13 protein-coding genes are annotated in these 21,537 nt (G+C 36.0%); 7 read left to right on the top strand and 6 right to left on the bottom strand.

Annotation, left to right across the window (positions count from 1 at the left end):
• Positions 1–34: 34 nt before the first annotated feature.
• The 6 genes from WAA15_RS23035 to WAA15_RS23060 all read left to right on the top strand — a co-directional run bounded on the left by WAA15_RS23035 (position 35) and on the right by WAA15_RS23060 (position 11,774).
• Complete coding sequence (locus WAA15_RS23035) at positions 35–6,454, top strand: gliding motility-associated C-terminal domain-containing protein (RefSeq protein WP_337045208.1); 6,420 nt, start codon at positions 35–37, stop codon at positions 6,452–6,454.
• 41 nt (positions 6,455–6,495) lie between these two features.
• Positions 6,496–7,110, top strand: coding sequence for a gliding motility-associated C-terminal domain-containing protein (locus WAA15_RS23040; protein ID WP_337045209.1), 615 nt, complete (start codon positions 6,496–6,498; stop codon positions 7,108–7,110).
• A 279-nt stretch (positions 7,111–7,389) separates the two neighbouring features.
• Positions 7,390–7,731: a LytR/AlgR family response regulator transcription factor gene (locus WAA15_RS23045; protein ID WP_337045210.1), complete on the top strand. Its 342-nt coding sequence runs from the start codon at positions 7,390–7,392 to the stop codon at positions 7,729–7,731.
• 135 nt (positions 7,732–7,866) lie between these two features.
• A complete protein-coding gene (locus WAA15_RS23050) occupies positions 7,867–9,339 on the top strand; it encodes a capsule assembly Wzi family protein (RefSeq protein WP_337045211.1) in 1,473 nt (490 codons plus the stop codon).
• A 682-nt stretch (positions 9,340–10,021) separates the two neighbouring features.
• The gene (locus WAA15_RS23055) at positions 10,022–11,047 is read left to right on the top strand and encodes a PDDEXK nuclease domain-containing protein (protein ID WP_337045212.1); all 1,026 of its coding nucleotides are present in this window, start codon (positions 10,022–10,024) and stop codon (positions 11,045–11,047) included.
• Positions 11,048–11,099: 52 nt separating this feature from the next.
• Positions 11,100–11,774, top strand: coding sequence for a recombinase family protein (locus tag WAA15_RS23060; protein ID WP_337045213.1), 675 nt, complete (start codon positions 11,100–11,102; stop codon positions 11,772–11,774).
• 728 nt (positions 11,775–12,502) lie between these two features.
• Here WAA15_RS23060 and WAA15_RS23065 read toward each other — a convergent pair.
• Complete coding sequence (locus WAA15_RS23065) at positions 12,503–14,971, bottom strand: hypothetical protein (RefSeq protein ID WP_337045214.1); 2,469 nt, start codon at positions 14,969–14,971, stop codon at positions 12,503–12,505.
• A 367-nt stretch (positions 14,972–15,338) separates the two neighbouring features.
• Here WAA15_RS23065 and WAA15_RS23070 point away from each other — a divergent pair, with 367 nt between their 5' ends.
• The gene (locus WAA15_RS23070) at positions 15,339–15,623 is read left to right on the top strand and encodes a hypothetical protein (protein ID WP_337045215.1); all 285 of its coding nucleotides are present in this window, start codon (positions 15,339–15,341) and stop codon (positions 15,621–15,623) included.
• A gap of 119 nt (positions 15,624–15,742) precedes the next feature.
• Here WAA15_RS23070 and WAA15_RS23075 read toward each other — a convergent pair whose 3' ends face one another.
• From WAA15_RS23075 to WAA15_RS23095, 5 genes are all read right to left on the bottom strand, one after another.
• On the bottom strand, positions 15,743–16,015 hold the full coding sequence (locus WAA15_RS23075) for a hypothetical protein (RefSeq protein ID WP_337045216.1): 273 nt from the start codon (positions 16,013–16,015) through the stop codon (positions 15,743–15,745).
• A complete protein-coding gene (locus WAA15_RS23080) occupies positions 16,008–16,841 on the bottom strand; it encodes an alpha/beta hydrolase fold domain-containing protein (RefSeq protein WP_337045217.1) in 834 nt (277 codons plus the stop codon). Before WAA15_RS23080 ends, WAA15_RS23075 begins: the two co-directional genes overlap by 8 nt.
• A gap of 32 nt (positions 16,842–16,873) precedes the next feature.
• Positions 16,874–17,617, bottom strand: coding sequence for a helix-turn-helix domain-containing protein (locus WAA15_RS23085; RefSeq protein ID WP_337045218.1), 744 nt, complete (start codon positions 17,615–17,617; stop codon positions 16,874–16,876).
• Between the two features lie 500 nt (positions 17,618–18,117).
• Positions 18,118–20,508 carry a GumC family protein gene (locus tag WAA15_RS23090; protein ID WP_337045219.1) on the bottom strand — a complete coding sequence of 797 codons (2,391 nt, stop codon included), beginning with the start codon at positions 20,506–20,508 and terminating at the stop codon, positions 18,118–18,120.
• Positions 20,509–20,711: 203 nt separating this feature from the next.
• Positions 20,712–21,512 (bottom strand): polysaccharide biosynthesis/export family protein, encoded by an 801-nt coding sequence (locus tag WAA15_RS23095; protein WP_337045220.1) that lies wholly within the window; start codon positions 21,510–21,512, stop codon positions 20,712–20,714.
• Positions 21,513–21,537: the final 25 nt, after the last annotated feature.

A 21,537-nucleotide genomic window follows, 5' to 3' on the forward strand; every position in this document is an offset into this window, starting at 1 on the left:
TGGTACCTTAAGCTGGCGTAAGGATGGTCAATCAGTGACTTATTCGAATCCGGCGGTAGTGACTCAGTCAGGCGTTTATACAGCCACTTGTACGACTAGTTGTGGGACAAGTGTGGCTAGTAACAGTATTCAAATTACAACAGGAGGTATACCAAATGCACCGACAATTACAGCGAACAAGACGAGCTTGTGTGCTGGCGAATCAGCTACTTTGACAGCAGCCAATTGCAGTGGGACAGTGAAATGGTTATTAAATGGAAATTTATTAACCAGTGCTAATCCTACATTGGTAAATCAATCAGGCGTTTATACGGCTACTTGTACGACAAATTGTGGGACAAGCGTAGCTAGCAATTCAGTGACCATTACAACAGGTGGTATACCGAATGCGCCAACAATTACAGCGGACAAGACGAGCTTGTGTGCTGGGGAATCAGCTACTTTGACAGCAGCTAATTGCAGTGGTACCTTGAGCTGGCGTAAGGATGGTCAGTCAGAGACTTATTCGAATCCAGCGGTGGTGACCCAGTCAGGCGTTTATACGGCTACTTGTACGACGAGTTGTGGGACAAGTGTGGCTAGTAACAGTATTCAAATCAGTACTGGAGGCATTCCAAATGCACCGACAATTACAGCTGACAAGACGAGCTTGTGTGCTGGCGAATCGGCAACTTTAACAGCAGCCAATTGCAGTGGAACGATAAATTGGTTATTGAATGGAGTGCCAAGCAGCAACACAAACCCACTAGTAGTTACGCAGTCAGGCGTTTATACAGCTACTTGTACGACTAGCTGTGGCACAAGTGTGGCATCTAATAGCATTCAAATCAACACAGGCGGCATTCCAGATGCGCCAGTGATAACAGCCGACAAGACGAGCTTGTGTGCTGGCGAGTCAGCAACTTTAACAGCAGCTAATTGTAATGGAACGATAAATTGGTTATTGAATGGAGCACCAAACAGCAACACAAACCCACTAGTCGTTACGCAGTCAGGTGTTTATACCGCTACTTGTACAACTAGTTGTGGCACAAGTGTGGCTTCTAACAGTATTCAAATCAACACAGGCGGCATTCCAGATGCGCCAGTGATAACAGCGGACAAGACGAGCTTATGTGCAGGGGAATCAGCAACTTTAACAGCAGCCAATTGTAGTGGTACTTTAAGCTGGCGTAAGGATGGTCAATCAGTGACTTATTCAAATCCGGCGGTGGTGGCTCAATCAGGCGTTTATACCGCTACTTGTACAACTAGTTGTGGCACCAGTGTGGCTTCTAACAGTATTCAAATCAGTACTGGCGGTATACCGAATGCACCGACAATTACAGCCGACAAGACGAGCTTGTGTGCAGGGGAATCGGCTACTTTAACAGCGGCCAATTGTGGTGGAACGATAAATTGGTTATTGAATGGAGCACCAAGCAGCAACACAAACCCACTAGTAGTGACTCAGTCAGGCGTTTATACGGCTACTTGTACAACTAGCTGTGGCACAAGTGTGGCATCTAATAGCATTCAAATCAACACAGGCGGCCTTCCAGATGCGCCAGTGATTACAGCCGACAAGACGAACTTGTGTGCTGGGGAATCAGCAACTTTAACGGCGGCCAATTGCAGTGGAACGATAAATTGGTTATTGAATGGAGCACCAAGCAGCAACACAAACCCACTAGTGGTGACTCAGTCAGGTATTTATACAGCTACTTGTACGACTAGTTGTGGGACCAGTGTGGCATCTAACAGCATTCAAATCAACACAGGCGGCCTTCCAGATGCGCCAGTGATAACAGCGGACAAGACGAACTTGTGTGCTGGGGAATCAGCAACTTTAACGGCGGCCAATTGTAGTGGAACGATAAATTGGTTATTGAATGGAGCACCAAGCAGCAACACAAACCCTTTAGTAGTTACGCAGTCAGGCGTATATACAGCTACTTGTACAACTAGTTGTGGCACAAGTGTGGCATCCAACAGTATTCAAATCAACACAGGCGGCATTCCAAATGCACCGACTATTACAGCGGACAAGACGAGCTTGTGTGCTGGAGAGTCAGCAACTTTAACAGCAGCCAATTGTAGTGGAACGATAAATTGGTTATTGAATGGAGCACCAAACAGCAACACAAACCCACTAGTAGTGACTCAGTCAGGCGTTTATACAGCTACTTGTACAACAAGTTGTGGCACAAGTGTGGCATCTAATAGCATTCAAATCAACACAGGCGGCCTTCCAGATGCGCCAGTGATTACAGCCGACAAGACGAACTTGTGTGCTGGGGAATCAGCAACTTTAACGGCGGCCAATTGCAGTGGAACGATAAATTGGTTATTGAATGGAGCACCAAGCAGCAACACAAACCCACTAGTGGTGACTCAGTCAGGTATTTATACAGCTACTTGTACGACTAGTTGTGGGACCAGTGTGGCATCTAACAGCATTCAAATCAACACAGGCGGCCTTCCAGATGCGCCAGTGATAACAGCCGACAAGACGAACTTGTGTGCTGGCGAGTCAGCAACTTTAACAGCAGACAATTGTAGTGGAACGATAAATTGGTTATTGAATGGAGTGCCAAACAGCAACACAAACCCATTAGTAGTTACGCAGTCAGGAGTTTATACGGCTACTTGTACGACGAGTTGTGGCACAAGTGTGGCATCTAATAGCATTCAAATCAACACAGGCGGCCTTCCAGATGCGCCAGTGATTACAGCCGACAAGACGAACTTGTGTGCTGGAGAATCGGCGACTTTAACAGCAGCTAATTGTAGTGGAACGATAAATTGGTTATTGAATGGAGCACCAAACAGCAACACAAACCCACTAGTAGTTACTCAGTCAGGCGTTTATACAGCTACTTGTACAACTAGCTGTGGCACAAGTGTGTCATCTAATAGCATTCAAATCAACACAGGAGGCATTCCAAATGCACCAACGATTACAGCGGACAAGACGAGCTTGTGTGCTGGTGAGTCAGCAACTTTAACAGCAGCCAATTGTAGTGGAACGATAAATTGGTTATTGAATGGAGCACCAGACAGCAACACAAACCCACTAGTAGTTACTCAGTCAGGCGTTTATACGGCTACTTGTACAACTAGCTGTGGCACGAGTGTGGCATCCAACAACATTCAAATCAATACAGGCGGCCTTCCAGATGCGCCAGTGATTACAGCCGACAAGACGAGCTTGTGTGCTGGCGAATCAGCAACTTTAACAGCGGCCAATTGTAGTGGAACGATAAATTGGTTATTGAATGGAGCACCAGACAGCAACACAAACCCTTTAGTAGTTACTCAGTCAGGCGTTTATACGGCTACTTGTACAACTAGTTGTGGGACAAGTGTGGCTAGTAACAGTATTCAAATTAGTACAGGCGGCATTCCAAATGCACCAACGATTACAGCCGACAAGACGAGCTTGTGTGCTGGTGAGTCAGCGACTTTAACAGCAGCCAATTGTAGTGGAACTATAAATTGGTTATTGAATGGAGCACCAAACAGCAACACAAACCCATTAGTAGTTACGCAGTCAGGAGTTTATACGGCTACTTGTACAACTAGTTGTGGCACAAGTGTGGCATCCAACAGTATTCAAATCAACACAGGCGGCATTCCAAATGCACCGACTATTACAGCGGACAAGACGAGCTTGTGTGCTGGAGAGTCAGCAACTTTAACAGCAGCCAATTGTAGTGGAACGATAAATTGGTTATTGAATGGAGCACCAGACAGCAACACAAACCCACTAGTAGTTACGCAGTCAGGTATTTATACGGCTACTTGTACAACTAATTGTGGCACAAGTGTGGTATCAAATGAAATTGTTATCATTTCTAAAACAGATTGTAGTATTTGCAATGTGGTGAATCCAGTAATATCAGCTAATAAAACAAGTATTTGTAAGCCAGAAAATGTAACTCTTACAGCAATAGGGTGCGGTGAAGGCTTAGTTATTTGGTCATCAGGTCAGATAGGCAGTTCGATAACGGTGAAGCCAACAGCTACATCAATCTATACTGCAGTTTGTAAAGAGTCTAATGTATGTAGCAGTGGTTTATCAAATGCAGTACAAATAAAAATGGCTAATGTTACTTTGCCAAGTTTAGTTTGTTTAACAGATTTTGTTTGTACTGGCGAATCAGTAACTATTAAGGCTAGTGGTTGCGAAGGTGTAGTAGTCTGGTCGACGGGAGAAATAGGTGAAACCCTTACATTAGTTCCTGATAGTACTGTGAAATATACTGCAAAATGTAAAGTTGGAGAATGTGAAAGCGGTGTAACTGAACCAGTAATGATACCATACGGAAGTCCGAATAAACCATTTATACACTGCAAAAAACAGATATGTCCCGGTGAAAGTACAGTGATGACAGCCACAGGATGTACAGGCCTAGTAGTTTGGTCGACCGGAGCCACAGGAGCTGTATTGACTGTGACACCAACCCAAGAGTTTACTACTTATTGGGCTAAATGTCAGTCGTTGAGTGGTAAGTGTGAAAGTCCACGTTCAAATGAGGTAACTGTAACAGTAGGTAAAGCAGCCATTGCTCCGACTGTAATTGCTGAAATCAGGAATGTTTGCCCATTCAATACCGCAGACCTAAATACAGCTATTCTGACAGATATATCAACAGTAGGAGGTCAGTTTGAATTCCATACGGCTAACTCATCGTCATCACCAATTATTGCGAATCCAGCCGCCGTAGGTGCAGGGACTTATTATGTATTTGAACGTACATCAGCAGGGTGCTACTCGGCAGGTTCGGTGATTAAAGTAGTGATTACAACTTGTGACGGCGGAGTAACGCCGAGTACACCAATTGTCGACCTTGCTGTGAAGAAAACAGCTTCGGCAAACAAAGTAGCGATAGATCAGGAAGTTGAATACAAAGTATCCGTTAAAAATGTGGGTACACAAAAAGCAACTGGAATTGAAGTAAGGGATATATTACCATATAAACTAAGCTTTATTTCTGCTAGCGCGAATGCTACTTATATAAATGGTATTGTTAAACTAAAACTTGATAGCTTGAGCGCAGGAGATAGTGTGGCATTTACTTATAAAACAAGAGTAGTAGCAGGAGGTAAGATTATCAATAAGGCTGAGTTGTCTAAAGTAAATGAAGTTGATAATATAACTGAGAACAATGTAAGCGAATATACTATCAATGACCCAGGACAAGAAACAAGCTTGTTAGGAATGAGTAAAATATCAGGTGAGCCTTTGTTAGTGAGCGGAAAAACCTATACAATACCGTTTACCATCTATGTGAAAAATATGGGTAATGAAGATGTAACAAGTGTACAGGTAGTTGACGATTTAGAAAAAGCCTTTGGTAGTGGTGCCAAAATTCTGAATGATACAGTGAAGGTAACAGCTGATTTTGGCCTAGTAGTAAACCCGAGTTATACTGGTCGTGGAGCTAACAAAAATATGTTGATTGATTCATTAAGTAGTATTAAAAAGGGTACGACTTCAAAACTTACCTTTAAAGTAAAAGTCGACTTCTCTGAAGCGACAGCAGACATGTACTATAACAAAGCAGAGTTATATGTAAATGGACAGAAAAAAGAAGAATCAACAGATGGCGTAGATCCTGATCCAGATAATGACGGAGACCCTACTAATAATAATGACCCAACACCGATTGAAGTGCAAATTGATATGAATCCGACAGAGCCGGCGATTGGTATATCGCTAGCGATAACAGATTCTACGAAATTGGACGAAACAACTTATTCAGTCACTTATTTGGCACTTGTAAAAAATGTTGGAAGAACTAGACTAGCTAATGTGCAAGTATCTGATAGTTTAAGCAAAACATTTGCTGATAGTACGAGCTACGTAATGGTTGGTAAGCCAGCAGTAGGGTTGAACTCTACCTTGAAGGTTAATCCTAACTTTGATGGAAAAGAAGATGTTAATCTATTGATAGCCGATACAACCAGTCAATTGGCAGTAGGCAAACTAGATTCAATATTCTATACAGTGAAAGTGTTCCATAATGGTCATAAAGGGCCTTATGAAAGCTATGCTTATGCAAAAGCCATAGGAAATAACCAGTTTGTTTCAGATAAGTCAAATGCAGGTATGGAAGTGAAGCCTAATTTAACATCTCCAACCATATTGACATTGCCATTGAATACAAGCGGAGTTTTATTTATTCCTGAAGCATTCTCTCCAAATGGTGATGGCAAAAATGATGTATTAATAGCTAAGGCTCCTGATGGTGTGAAGATAGAATATAGTGAAATCTATAATAGATGGGGTTTCCTCATCTTTAAAGATGACAAAAACATGCTTTTCACTGAAGGATGGAATGGGGTTGCAAACGTAGGTATTTTGGTAAATCCTAAGAATAATTCTGTACCTGATGGGACTTATTATTATTCAATAAAAATTGCTGGTGAATCAAAACCACGAGTAGGTTTTATTACACTAAAGAGATAAACTAAGTAGATATAGTTAACTTATATTACAAGGTTAAGGAAATGAAAATGCGGGCTTTTGGGATTTTTTTTATACTTCTGAATTATACTTTCTTATCACCGGATATTTGCTTGGGTGTTTCTAATGATTGCAAAGTAACTGAAAGTTTCAGTGTGACCATTAATGCTCGGGGTGCATATCTGTTAAATGAGTCTTTGAGTTGTTTTTTTTTTCAGAACTCAATAGAGAAGTTAACACGTACTGTTATTGAGAAAAATGTTAATAGTAAATGGAATTCAGATAGAACAAGACAAAACAATTGTCGATACTTAAATCAATTTAAAAGCTGGAAAGATATAAAAAGTGGAAAATGGAATGTGACACATGTGGCCGACACTACATATATATATATTCCTGATGCCTTTACTCCAAATGACGATAGAGTTAATGATTTGTTTGTTATAAAGATATCAGATATGTATGTACTAGAGTACCATATATATATATTCAATCAATGGGGAAATATATTGTTTGAGAGCGATGACCTTGGAAATTCTTGGGACGGAAAAGTAAATGGAGAATATGCAACTCCGGGTGCTTATGCCTATAAAGTTACTCTGACAGATAAGAATGGATTTAGATATCAGAAATTTGGAAAGCTTATGTTATTCCGATAGAAGGGTGTCATGGATTCAAATTATATGTATTGATGGCATTTTGCTTCGGCCAATGAAGGTTTCGTGGGTTATCTATAAAGCAATCACCTTCCTTAACCATATTCCCTGAGTTATTGAGATATTTTAAGACGAGAGGCAGTAGTATGATTTACTATTTTGCTAGGTTGTTTAAAAATATCAAGAGGGAGTTGTCATCCGTAAGAAGCCTGCATTCCATTTTCTACTGTAAGAAAATACCCGAAAAAAATAACAACATAACCCAAAAGAATATAAGTATTTATGAACGAAACCTCTCATATCCAACTGTCTCAAAAACAACAGATTGCTATTAATGAAATTTCTTTTTTTCAAGCAAAGGTTAATTATACAATCCTACATGGTTTTTCAGGAAAGTTAATGTTAATAGCATATCCCCTTAAAAAAATTGAATCTATATTGCCAAAGACACATTTTGTAAGATCGCATAAGTCTTTCATTGTTCGGCAAGATTTTATCAGGAATATTAACTTTAGAAATAAAAATATTGTTCTAAAAGACAATACTGTTGTACCGATATCCAGAAGAAGGGTGCCCGATTTGCGGATAGTATGGAACAAACAAAAATATGAAAATAGACTATAATCTTACAAAATATATGGGCTAGATATTTATTTTTTCTTGCTTAGTTCTCGTAAAATCCTGAAGTATGTACATAAGCGCAAAAATTCAAATAATTTATGATTACATGACCTCAAAAATACTCTCAAAAATGCTGTAATGAAATTTTGTATTACCATACTTACTTTCCTAATTATTACTTCTGTATTTGGTCAAGAAAAGCAGTTTAAAAACAAATTCGATTATGAATTTGAGATTGGAGGCTATTTCTCACTGACTAATAAGCTACCCTTCTGGCAAGCCACTAATCAATACGGAAGTATTCCTAAAGAGCTTCCAGCCTTTCTCTGTCGCCAAGTATTAAGAAATAAAATAGATACTCTCAATAAATTTTTCCGATTCAACTATGGAATTGAATTGGTAACTCTTCTTGGAAAAAAACCTCAATTAATTGTTCCTGAAGGCTTTATTGCTGCCAAAGTAGGGGTTTTTCAGGTATACGCAGGGCGTAAAAAGGAAATATATGGTTTAGTAGATACCACGTTAAGCTCAGGTTCAATTTCATGGTCAGGGAATGCACTTCCTATTCCCAGAGTTCAGATAAGTATTCCAAACTACACTAAACTATTTTTCAAATGGTTGAGTATCAAGGGAACTTTCGCGCATGGGTGGTTTGGAGATCAAACCTTTGCAAAAGGATATTATCTGCATCAGAAATCCTTCTTTTTAAGGATTGGTACTCCAACAGCCAAGTTGAAATTGTATGGAGGTATTGTACATAACGTTCAATGGGGCGGCTCGCCAAAAGTTAAACTTCCTGAAGGAGATGACCGCTTGTATAATGGTAAATTTCCAGAGGATTGGTTCGTTTATGGAAATGTGGTTCTTCCATTTAAAAAATTATGGGGCGAAATACCTAAATATCAAAATTATAATAAATTTGAATTAGGCAACCGTTTCGGAAATCATTTAGGCTCATTAGATGCTGGTGCCGAAATAACCATAAAAAGAAGCAAACTACTATTATATAAACAGTTTATCTTTGAAGATGGTCAACTTTTTGGGTTGACAAATACCGATGACGGTTTATATGGAATAAGCTTTACGCCTGCTAAATCAGTCTTTAAAAAAATAGTCTTTGAGTATCTGTATACTAAAAACCAAGGGCACTATGTCTCTGGCTTCGGTAGGCTCTTAGGCTTACCTGATAGACATCCGAATGAAGAAAACTTTTTGTTTAATCATCAGCAATATCTTGATGGATGGTCTTATAACCGAAGTACAATTGGTACACCATTTTTGACAGCTGAAGAAAACCTCAGGTCTGAAAAGCAAGTTGATAATGGCTACATTTTTGTTAATAATAATCGAGTTTGGGTTTGTTATTTAGGATTAATAAACCAGATTGGCATTATTAACTTCACCAATAGAATATCATTCAGTAAAAATTTTGGTTCGTATGATGTAATCGGTAAGCCTATTAGTCCGGTTACGCAAATTTCTTACAGTATCAATACTATTATTCCTTTAAGTAGATTAAAAGCTGATTTGAAAATAAATATAGCCGTTGACCACGGCGACCTTATTAATGATAATTTTGGTTCTTTTGTTTCAGTTATCAAAAGATGGTAATAGTTAAATACTATAAAACTTGTTTAAATTTTATGCTTTATAGTATTTTATTTTGAAAAAATCATTAGTTATTTTAACTAATGATGTAGGCATTTTTACTCAAGTTTAAAAAGCGTGAGTATTTTCTTAAAAGGGTATATTTATTATGTAAAAGTCCAAAAAACGCCATTTTTTTGCTAGCCGTTTTTAATACATTTATATTTATACCCTCATCTCGCTTTAGAAAAGCAAACGTTTAAAATAAAAATACCCGCCACTTGACGGGTATTTTTATTTAGAGGTTCTCCCACCATTTTCATTAATCTGAAAATAGAAAAATTTTAAAAAATTATAAGACACTCGTATGTGTTATAGATTTTTGTTTGATTTATCAAATCATAAACGAGCGTTTATGATTATGAAATATTTACTTTGTTTTGTATTTTTGATGGTTACAAGTCTAAAGTTAGCTATGTCTTACTTTACTCATGAAACAGTTTTGAGGCCAGAAGCCATTGAATGGAATCCTGAAAGATGTCGAGGGTAAAAGAATAGTTATTGATTCATCACAGGGAGAATTCTTTAGTTTTATAAACAAAACTTTCAGTCGCTATTTTTAAGTTGGTATGTTAACATAAATGCTTATACAACGAATGCGATTTGTAATAATTCTTTAATTTTTTTTATTCTTATTTTAAAAATAATGTTGTTTAAAGAAGGGGAAAATTATATACAAGTTTTAAATGATTTAAAAGCTACCGTTAGAAATAGCCGGCATAAAGCTTTGTTATCTGTAAATGCCGAATTACTTTCTCTGTACTGGACTATTGGGGATATAATTTCCCGACAAATAAAACAAGCGAATTGGGGTAGTAAAACGCTTGAAAAATTAGCTATTGATTTACGTAGTGAATTTCCTGATATGCAAGGTTTTTCACAAAGAAATCTCCAGTATATGCGTCGTTTTGCTGAAAGATATACAGATAAAGAATTTATGCAGCAGTTTGCTGCACAAATTCCTTGGGGGCATCACATACTATTAATAGACAAAGTGAAAGATACAGAAACAGCCATCTTTTATATAAATAAGACAATAGAAAATGGGTGGTCTCGTGATATACTTTCGCTACAAATAAAGTCGAACCTACATAGTAGACAAGGTAAGAGCATTAGTAACTTTTCGAAAACAATAACTAATAATTCGGATTTAGTTCAACAAACATTTAAAGACCCATATATTTTTGATTTCTTGACCTTAACGGAAGATTATCAGGAAAAAGACCTTGAAAATGCTTTAACAGACCATATTACAAAATTTCTGTTAGAACTGGGAGCAGGATTTGCTTATGTAGGGAAACAATACCCTATATCAATAGGAGGCCAAGACTTCTATATAGACTTATTATTTTATAACATCAAATTACATTCTTATATCGTCATCGAACTCAAGAAGGGGGAGTTCAAGCCTGAGTATGCAGGAAAGTTGAATTTTTACCTATCAGCGGTAGATGCTATATTAAGAGGAGACTACGACCAAGAGAGTATAGGTTTGCTCTTATGCCAAGATAAGAATAAGGTTGTGGCAGAATATGCACTTAAAGATATTAATAAGCCTATTGGTGTTTCTGCATATAAAATTGCAGAATCAATACCGGAAAATCTTAAAGGCAGTTTACCAAGTATTGAGGATATAGAAAAAGAATTAACGCGGTATCAAGAACAAAAATGATTTATTTGTAATTCTAGTTTGAAGATTGTCGGAAGATTGTAAGAGTTCATAAATGAAGAAATATCTAGCATATATTAGAGTGTCGACCAAAGGTCAAGAGCGCTCCGGCTTAGGTCTCGAAGCACAGAAGGCAATAATTAACTATTATGCTGATATTGAAAATGCTATTGTAATAGATACGTTTATTGAAACTGAAAGTGGAAAAGAAATTGAGAACCGTCCTAAACTAAACGAGGCAATTAATTACTGTTTAAAGCATAATACGATTTTAGTTGTAGCAAAACTCGATAGATTGAGCCGAGATGTTGAACATATCTTTAATATTCATAAAAGATTAGGAGATAAGTTTAAAAGTTGTGATTTGCCAGTAACAGATGCACTTACTTTATCTGTATTTGCAGGATTAGCGCAGAGAGAGAGAGAAATAATAAGCATACGTACTAAACTTGCTCTGGAAGCTAAAAAAAAGCAAGGTGTTAAACTTGGTAAGCCTGAGAATTTAACTGCAGAAGCCAGAAGAAAAGGAGTAGAAGCAATAAAGGCAAAAGCCAAAAGGAATTCATATAATAGGGTAGCTACTGCTTTGATTGAGAAATGTAAAAGAGAAAACAAGACCTTACAAGAAATTGCAGATGAATTAAATCAAAACGGTTTTAAAACTTCACAAGGTAAGTTATTTAATCCTATTTCAGTTAGTAGACTTTATAAAAGAATAAAACAAGTTTAAGCACAAAACAATTTTTTACTGATAAACCTTTTAGTGCTTCAAGAGTATAAAAAATTAGCGGCCAGCAGGGTTTAGAGAATTATATGACTTGTTAAGGATTCGTTAGAACTGTAAGCGTTGTCCTGTCTAAGGATTCGTTCGTGATTCGTTAGGATTCTTAACGATTCATGCAGGATTCGTTAGAGTTGTAAGCGTTGTCCTGTCTAAGGATTCGTTCGTGATTCGTTAGGATTCTCAACGATTCATGCAGGATTCGTTAGAGCTGTAAGCGTTGTCCTGTCTAAGGATTCGTTCGTGATTCGTTAAGATTCTCAACGATTCATGCAGGATTCGTTAGAGTTGTAAGCGTTGTCCTGTCTAAGGATTCGTTCGTGATTCGTTAGGATTCTCAACGATTCATGCAGGATTCGTTAGAGCTGTAAGCGTTGTCCTGTCTAAGGATTCGTTCGTGATTCGTTAGAATTCTCAACGATTCATGCAGGATTCGTTAGAGCTGTAAGCATTGTCCTGTCTAAGGATTCGTTCGTGATTCGTTAGGATTCTCAACGATTCATGTTAGTATTGTATCTTTGATTTGCCGTGGTTTCAGATATGAACAACACTATTTATAAGTAGCAACTCAAAATGAGGTCTATAAAGTTAAAAATCGGCACCGAAAAATCTCGATACCGATTTTTAGAAAAAACTAGTACTTCCATAATCTTAGTTTATAGGAGTACATAAAGTTTTTAATTACATTTTTGAATAAATTTCCAAGCTCCGTAAGGGTCATTTGTAGGAGCTTCACCAGGGTTTATCCACCATTTACTTTCATAGATACTTCCATTGTAGTAAACTCTTGTTCCAGCAGTTGGGTACGATTTTGTTGCATCATAAGTTGGATACCCACAACCATTGGTAGTAGTCCCACTTGTTACGGTTACTGTTTGAGAGCTATCAGATGTACCAGCCGTAGTTTGTAATTTAAATGTATAATTACCAGCCGCGGTAGGCGTATAGCTCCAACTAGTAGAAGTTAGTGTTTGGGTAGATACTTGTACACCATCTTTGAAAATTAAGAGTGTACCCGTAGATGCGACAGTACCCGTAATAGGCGTGTTAACTGTTCCTGTTGTTTTACTTACTGTTGGTGCTGCCGGTGCCGTTGTTGTGCCAGTAGTTACGGTTACTATTTGAGAGCTAGCAGATGTACCAGCCGTGGTTTGTAATTTAAATGTATAACTACCAGCTGCGGTAGGCGTATAGCTCCAACTAGTAGAAGTTAACGTTTGAGTAGATACTTGTGCACCATCTTTGAAAATTAAGAGTGTACCCGTAGATGCGACAGTACCTGTAATAGGCGTGTTAACTGTTCCTGTTGTTTTACTTACTGTTGGTGCTGCCGGTGCATTCGTCGTTGTACAGGCTTGAATAAATTTCCAGCCTCCATAAGTGTCATTTGTAGGCGCATCACCAGGATTTATCCACCATTTATTTTCATAGATATTTCCATTGTAGTAAACTCTTGTTCCAGCAGTTGGGTACGATTTTGTTGCATCATAAGCTGGATACCCACAACCATTGGTAGTAGTCCCACTTGTTACGGTTACTGTTTGAGAGCTATCAGATGTACCAGCCGTAGTTTGTAATTTAAATGTATAATTACCAGCCGCGGTAGGCGTATAGCTCCAACTAGTAGAAGTTAGTGTTTGGGTAGATACTTGTACACCATCTTTGAAAATTAAGAGTGTACCCGTAGATGCGACAGTACCCGTAATAGGCGTGTTAACTGTTCCTGTTGTTTTACTTACTGTTGGTGCTGCCGGTGCCGTTGTTGTGCCAGTAGTTACGGTTACTATTTGAGAGCTAGCAGATGTACCAGCCGTGGTTTGTAATTTAAATGTATAACTACCAGCTGCGGTAGGCGTATAGCTCCAACTAGTAGAAGTTAACGTTTGAGTAGATACTTGTGCACCATCTTTGAAAATTAAGAGTGTACCCGTAGATGCGACAGTACCTGTAATAGGTGTGTTAACTGTTCCTGTTGTTTTACTTACTGCTGGTGCTGAAACAGCATTGAGGTAATCGAAAGCTTGGCTAATAGCTTCAGAGGTAGACTTCCCGTTTAAAACTTTTGAAACAACATTCAGGTAGGTAATACCAGTATAATTAGCATCAACTGACGTAGTTGCCAGTAATTGCCAAATCATAATACCATCACCTTTTCCTGTACGAGTTTCTCTTCCGCCCCCATAAATATAATAAGCTAAATTTGCTGATACTTGGGCTGAGTAAGTGTAATAAGGGCCCCAAGGCTCATTTGGCACATGAGTTCCGGCAGCAACTCTAAAACCATATATATTTGCATAGTAAGCATAAGAGTCAAACATTAATGTTCTATCTTTTGCCGCTCCAACATTGTAACCTTGGAATGCAACTATATCTATGTTACTACCAGCAGCTTTAAAAACAGGAATCATGTGCCCTGATGATGCAAAGCCAAAAAGAGAAATACTGTGGTTAGGATCTGAAAAATTATAAAGAAAACTATCTGTATCACCGGTAAGGGTATTACGTTTGCTATAGGAATATTTAGATGTAGGATCGTCGTTGTTTAATCCGCCTAATGCTCCACACCCTGCAGGAGCACAAGCTATTATATATCCTGCTGATTTTGGCATTAAAGCACGAGACTTATTAATAAAATCAATAAATCTTTGCACATTAGTTGCGTTTCCAATCTCAGCAAACCCACCATTAGGTTCAAAATCCCAATCTATTCCAGCAAAACCAAAGTCATCAACAAAGTCTTTTATTTGTTGATAATTTATGTTATAGGCACTGGCATCTCCCCAGTAAGTCTCTCCACCTAATGAAACGATGACATTTGTGCCTTTTTGCTTGAGGTAACTAATAACGGCCTTTAGTGTTGGTCCATCATAAGGAACTTGAATACCCGTTTGGGAAATGTCATAAGACCCTTTTTGATAACTTAAATTAGGTTTAGCAAAAGATAAAAAAACATGCGTAATATGTGATGGTAATGAAGCCAACTTACTGCTTGAAACATTACTGGTACTTGCCCATGTATCGCTCCATGAGGGAAAATAACCTAATACGATTGGAGAAGAAGCAGCACTCGTGCGAGCATTAGAATGGTTAATTTGCTTAGATTCACTCTGGGCTTTCTCCATAGAATCGTCCTTGCAGGATAGCAAAAAAACCAAAAAAAACCACAATAAATTTAATGTTTTTTTCATAACTATGATTATTGATTAATATAAAATAAAGATATCAGAGTGTAGACTTTAAAAAGTGACGAAGGTCTCAGAAACGGTCTGAACTGATAAGTGATTGGGCTTTAGTGCTAGAAATGCTTGTACAATTTCATGAGCTAGTAAATATCTGGAGACTGAATTGTTAGAAGTTACGGATTATATACTCTGAAATTTTAAGATAGATATAAGATTTATTGCAATAGTATTTGGTAGAAATTTTTTTCCAATATTATAACGTAATAATTGCGTTATAATATTGGAAAATTAAAATCTTCTACATTACTTTGTATACAACAAAATCAAAGAAATGCCATCGTTAGATAGAAGCAAATATAAATACAATGCTAAGGTCTTTGAAAAAACTTGTTTGTACTGCGGAACCCCTTATTACGCTAACCGCTCAACTGCTAAATATTGTTCTTCAACTTGCCGAGGGTACGCTAATCAAGCTAAAAATCTTAATCAGGCTGCACCTTGGAATGAAGAACAACGTACTGTTGACGCTTTACTTTCTCAAGTAGCTTTTCTCAAAGGACAGGTGCAACATTATATTGCAGAAAATGAAGAATTAAAAAAGAAACTTGTTCTTTAGAAAATTAACTGAAAAAGGTATTGCCAAAAACTTCAACCCCGCTTTTGACAATACCTTACCTTGTTATATGCTGTACTTTATAAAAGTATTTAATGCGCAATGTGAACAAAAACTTTTAGTTAAAATTGCTTGTTCAAGTCATGGTATTCAATTTTAGACATATATGGAAAGTAAGGCAAAATCCCTATTAATTCCTTACATTTGGCTTCATCTATGTCTTTAAAAATTAAAACCGCACTTTTTTTTGAAACGGAAATATAAAAATTTTCCAAAATGTTCTCTCCTTTCCAAAGATTCACAAATTCCGTTTCTTTTTTTGGTAGTTCGGGATTTGATTTTATCGTTTCTATCCCGTTATCAGATAAGGTGATGAAAACTAAAATTCTAAGCATTGTGTGTGTTAGTAAAAAAAAGATTGATATTAATAATTAAGTCTTGTGCGGATTTAGTCGAAATATCCAACTGCGTTAAAACGTGTCCTTGTCCACCATAAATTTTTAGTTGTGAATTTTCTTGAATTTTATAAACCATATCAAAAAAATTAATAGCATCGTCAAATAAAACTTCATTCGTTCCAACGCCAACAAAAACAGGCGGAAAGTTTTCAAAATGTAACTGGCTTGGGTCTGCTTTTGAGATGTTGGCTCCAGCATAAGCATAAGCAAAATTCTGAACCATTTCTTTGTTCAAAATTTGGTCTAAATGTTGACGGCTTTCTAAGGAAGGATTATTTGTTGCCAAATTGTACCAAGGCGAAATTAAAGCCACGGCTTGAGGCGGGGTCAATTTATGTTGGTATATTTCAAATACAGACGCAATCACCAAACCACCACCTGCACTGTCGCCCATTAAATAGAAATTATAATCCGTAAACATTTGAGTAGCCCATTTATAAATGCTCAATACATCATTCAAACCATTTGGGTATGGTTTTTCGGGAGCTAACGAATATTCCACAAAAAGAATAGTTCTTTCTAAACCTTTGGCAAAATGAGAAACCATAGCTTTATGCGATTGGAAAGACCCAATGGCATAACCACCGCCATGCACGTAAATAACCAATTCATTTGGTTTGGAGTTAGTAGGTGTAAACCAATGACAAACGATGTTGTTAATGGTTTCTTTTGTGATGGCTACGGCTTCGTGGGTTGGATAAAAATCTCCTACACTGTCATATAAGGCTCTATTTTCCTCAATTATTTGATTATTGATACTCATTGCTTAAATTTTTAAGAATTAGAGCCGCAAAATTAATTTGGCTCAACATCTAAAAATTGTATCAAATCACTTTTTTGTTTCAGCTTTGAGGGAGAGATTCCAAACAGCTGATACATATATTTGTTCATTTGAGAAGAGTCATAAAATCCACTTTCCAAGGCAATAGTAGTTAAGGATTTATCCTTTTCAGTTAGAATGAGAAAAATGGCATTTCTTAATCTTGTCCATAAAAGGTACTTGCTGATACTACTTCCAATTTGTTGCTTAAACAATGTAGCTAATCGAGAAGGTGATAAAAAGATATGCTCAGCAACATCCTGCGTTGAAATATTATCTACTTTAAAATTTTCATTAATGAAAGCTATTGATTGCTGTATTCTTTCATCTATGAGTTGCATAACTTGATTTTGGCTATTTGAATTAACCATATTATAAATTGAAAATTCATTTTGCGAAATTTCAAAAAACTGTTGAAATTCATTATTATCATAAAAAATTTTAGCATTTTTCTGGCCTAATTTCGTAAATATGAGTTTTCCCAAAAATGAATATGGCTCGATGTTTAAAATAATAAGATTACTGTGATTACACACACATGAATGTGCCACTTGAGGTTTTATTACAAACCCAAAAATACCTGTATGCTTCTCTTTTTCAATTGTTGTATCAAAAGGGTTATCCACTGTAAATACAATTTGGAAAGCGGAATGTTTATGAATTTCAACATTCGATTTTTCAGCTTTCAACGCTAACAATAGTTTGCTGTTATTTCGCATTTATTTCAATGTTATAGGGTTTCTCGTAGAATAGCAGGTAACGTTGTATTGCCAAATAAACAATACAATTATGGAAAGCGTATTTTGTATATTTAAGATTTTGTTCCAACTTTCGCAAATGAAGTGTGGGCGAAGAATTGGGTATTAAGGTTTAACAATTAAGAACTTTTACAGGTCTAACCCTCCAAGTATTAGAGAAACTTTACAAATTTCAGTTTATAAAATTGTTTGTTCTCTTTTATATCAGCAGTTTATTTACTTAGGAGAAAGACCTAGAGGCTTTTATAAGCCAAACCAGAGTTAATACATTCAAAATTATATAATAATTTGAATGTATCCAAAGAAAGGGGAATCCTTATTCCTTAATAAGTAAAAGTTATCCGTATATTACAACAAGAAGGACCAAAAACTTATAGTTTCTAGTCCTTCTTATTAGATTTTAAGTATCTTACACTAGACAATACTGTTGAAGTACAGTCGAATATTCTATTTTTTTCATTTCAATTGAAATTGGGTAATTTCAATTTCGGAAAGACTTTTTCAATTAATTTCTTTATTTTTTTTATCAAATTATCACTCTGACCTTTTTCTTCGTAATAACCATATCCATACCCATAGTAAGATGAGTTAGCATAACTAACACCATTAAATATGATATATATAGATGGGAAAACTTTCTTATAGTTTATTTCTTTCAGGTTTGATAAAAACACTCTAGGAGTATACTCGTGCCTTACTATATACAAACAAGTATCAATATAAGAACCTAAAAGTGCCGCATCAGTTACTAAACCTAACGGAGGAGTATCTATTATTATATAATCAAAATCTTTTTTTACTTCTTCTAAAAGCAATTTTATTCTACCATTAGCAATAAGCTCAGAAGGATTAGGTGGAATATGCCCCGCAGGTATTAAATATACATTTTTTACATCTGTTTTATATAGAATTTCATCTATTGTTGCTTTATCTATCAAGTAATTACTAATACCTTTTGAAGCAACAACATTAAGATACTCCTGTATTTTAGGTTTACGTAAATCTAATCCAATGATTAATATCTTTTTATCAAGCATCCCTAACGTTGATGCTAAATTGGCTGTTATAAAGCTTTTACCCTCACCAGAAATTGAAGAGGTAACAGCAATAACCTTGGACTTTTCAGATTGAGTATTAGCAAATAAATATTGAATATTTGACCTTAACATCCTAAATTGTTCAGCCACAAGACTTCTACTTTTAATGCTAATAATATCCCCAAGGTCTTTTTTTGTTTTTTTCCCGATTTCTTCAAATATGGTTAACCCTGTTGCTTTCTCAATTTCATCTTTACTTTGTATTGTTTTTGTCAAAAACCCTTTGATACCAATAACTACCGCTGGAATGACAAAACCCAATAAAAAACCTAACAAAATAATACGACTCCTATTAGGCGATATTGGGGTTGCGCTACTAAATGGCTTATCAATCATACGGCTATCTGTTACTGTCGAAGCATAAGAAAGAGCTGTTTCTTCACGTTTTTTTAGTAATAATAAATACAGGCTTTCTTTAATACTTGCCTGACGTTTTATTTCTACATATTCTTTCTCTTTTTTTGGAATACTATTGATAGAAGCACTTAATCTATTATTTAAGGTTAATAGCTCAGTACGTGATAATAAGATGCTCTTTTTCTGATTAGCGATAGTTTCCCGAATCGCTAGCTTAACATTTTTCATCTGAGTTATAATAGTTTCCAGATAAGGATTACCAGATTGCACAGTAAGAGCCATCTTTTCTCTTTCTAATTCTAAATTAGACAACTGATTTAAATACCCTATAATTACAGGGTCATTAACCATAAGAGTAGAAGGCGATATGTTTTTTATTTGGTCTCCCTGTAAATAACGCTCTATACTATCTAAAACTTTAAGTTGAATTTCTGTTTCATTAAGTTTTGTGTCTATTTCTTTAGCTTTTTCTAAAAAAATATTAGACTCCGTACTTAAATCTGTAATTCCTCTTGAGGTACGGTAGTTTTCTACATCTTGCTCAACAGAACCTAACTCGTTTGTTACTAATTTTAAACGGTCTTCTATAAAACGTAAGATATTGACTGCTTCTCTATTTTTATCTTCAATGGATAAAAATGAATATTCTTCTAAAATGCTACTTAATATAGCTTTTCCTTTCTCGGGTAAGTGGTGATTAAAACTAAATGCAATTACAGTAGTTCTAGGGTTTACTAACCGTATATTCAGGTCGCCAATAAGATGTGTAATTAAGGCTTCTTTATTATATAATCGTATTTTTATTGGCTTTTCGGAAATATGTAAAGATGTCTTCTTTGTAAAAACTCTTAAACGACCATAAGGGGTAGTTATACTTGTTCCGTAATTAAAAACGCCTAAAACTTTCTTTTTTTTATCTAATATTTGGAACTTACCTAATTTTTCAGGCAAAATATAGAAAGGCTCATTGTATCCTTTTTGCGAATATTCACTTACGTTTATTGATATTTCAGGTTCAATAAATAATTCTTTATCAATAGGGCCATCTTCATTCCAATACGAAACCGTTAGATTTAGTTTATCAACAACCTTTTCGGCTAAGCCTCTGCTTTTAAATACTTCTATTTCATTTTCTACTAACTTATTTCCACCTGTTAAATCCAAGTCTTTTAAAGCCTCTATATCACTTTTTACACCCTTGTTTTCATCTTTTATCAAAATAGATGCATTTATTGTATAAATAGGTGTAGTGTATCTTAAATATAAAAAACAAATAAGCTCGGTAATAATTAAAGATAATAAAAACCAATACTTATGTTGCATACACTTTTTTAAAAAAAAGCCAATGTTGATCCCTTCCTCAGTTTCTTGGCCAACATTCAATTCTTTATTTAGCATCTCTCTTCGCTTTTAAAAATATGTTAAAATTATAATTGCTAAATTTTATTTGTCTTACTAAGATTATACGTTAGCCGGATGGAATATTAAAGAACGCTATGAACGCCCATAACCTACGCCTTCTCTGCTTGATTTAATTATAGAATACTAGAAGAATACTTTTATTTTTTTCTATTACCCTGAGTGCATGAATAGGTTTTTAGTTATTTAAACAAAAAGTTTAACAATAGCACAAAAGTTGTTGCAACACCGGTAATAATAGGAATTAGTTGTATACGTTGATCTGTAAAAGTTACCTTACCTCGAGTAGGTTCAATATAGATTATATCTTCATTTTGTACATAGAAATAAGGCGAATTAAAAATTTCGTAAGTCAAAAGATTTAGTTTTGCTGTTTCTTTTATACCATTATTATTTCTAATTACCATAACATTTGTTCTATCTCCATAAACGGTTAAATCGCCTGCGCTGCTCAGAGCCTCTATCAGTGTCGTCTTATTATCTACTAAGTTATATGTACCCACTTTGTTAACCTCGCCCAATACCGTAAACTTATGATTCAAAAAACGAATACTAACCGAAGGGTCTTTTAACACCTTCTCTATTTCTACCTTTAGCTGGCTCTCTGCTTGCTCAAGAGTCAGTTCAGCCACCTTTTGTTTACCTATAAATGGCATCGATATAAACCCTGTTGAATCTACTCTATATCCTAGTGGTTGTCTTCCCTGAGACATAACATTACTTCCAGAAAATACACTTAATGATAGTGTGCTAATATTAGCGAAATTTAAAATCTCGTTTGACTCCTTGTTATATGTACTTACAATGACCGCTAAAATATCATTAGGCTGAATCTTAGGATTTTTAGGTATAATATTTTTTAGAGATATTATCTTCGAAGTATCTGCTGATTGAAAATACTTTATATTCTTATTACTTATACAAGAAATAGTTCCAAAAAATAAAAATGCAACTATAATGCTTTTCAATAGGTTAGTATACATATATATTTTATTTAGATTTTACGCC

Origin of the sequence: Emticicia sp. 17c (genome assembly GCF_037153985.1) — a bacterium.
GTDB lineage: Bacteria > Bacteroidota > Bacteroidia > Cytophagales > Spirosomataceae > Emticicia.

Coding starts and splice junctions, on each gene's coding strand:
- WAA15_RS23040 (WP_337045209.1), top strand. CDS start 6,496: ATGAAAATGCGGGCTTTTGGGATTTTTTTTATACTTCTGAATTATACT.
- WAA15_RS23045 (WP_337045210.1), top strand. CDS start 7,390: ATGAACGAAACCTCTCATATCCAACTGTCTCAAAAACAACAGATTGCT.
- WAA15_RS23050 (WP_337045211.1), top strand. CDS start 7,867: ATGAAATTTTGTATTACCATACTTACTTTCCTAATTATTACTTCTGTA.
- WAA15_RS23055 (WP_337045212.1), top strand. CDS start 10,022: ATGTTGTTTAAAGAAGGGGAAAATTATATACAAGTTTTAAATGATTTA.
- WAA15_RS23060 (WP_337045213.1), top strand. CDS start 11,100: ATGAAGAAATATCTAGCATATATTAGAGTGTCGACCAAAGGTCAAGAG.
- WAA15_RS23070 (WP_337045215.1), top strand. CDS start 15,339: ATGCCATCGTTAGATAGAAGCAAATATAAATACAATGCTAAGGTCTTT.
- WAA15_RS23075 (WP_337045216.1), bottom strand. CDS start 16,015: ATGCTTAGAATTTTAGTTTTCATCACCTTATCTGATAACGGGATAGAA.
- WAA15_RS23080 (WP_337045217.1), bottom strand. CDS start 16,841: ATGAGTATCAATAATCAAATAATTGAGGAAAATAGAGCCTTATATGAC.
- WAA15_RS23085 (WP_337045218.1), bottom strand. CDS start 17,617: ATGCGAAATAACAGCAAACTATTGTTAGCGTTGAAAGCTGAAAAATCG.
- WAA15_RS23090 (WP_337045219.1), bottom strand. CDS start 20,508: ATGCTAAATAAAGAATTGAATGTTGGCCAAGAAACTGAGGAAGGGATC.
- WAA15_RS23095 (WP_337045220.1), bottom strand. CDS start 21,512: ATGTATACTAACCTATTGAAAAGCATTATAGTTGCATTTTTATTTTTT.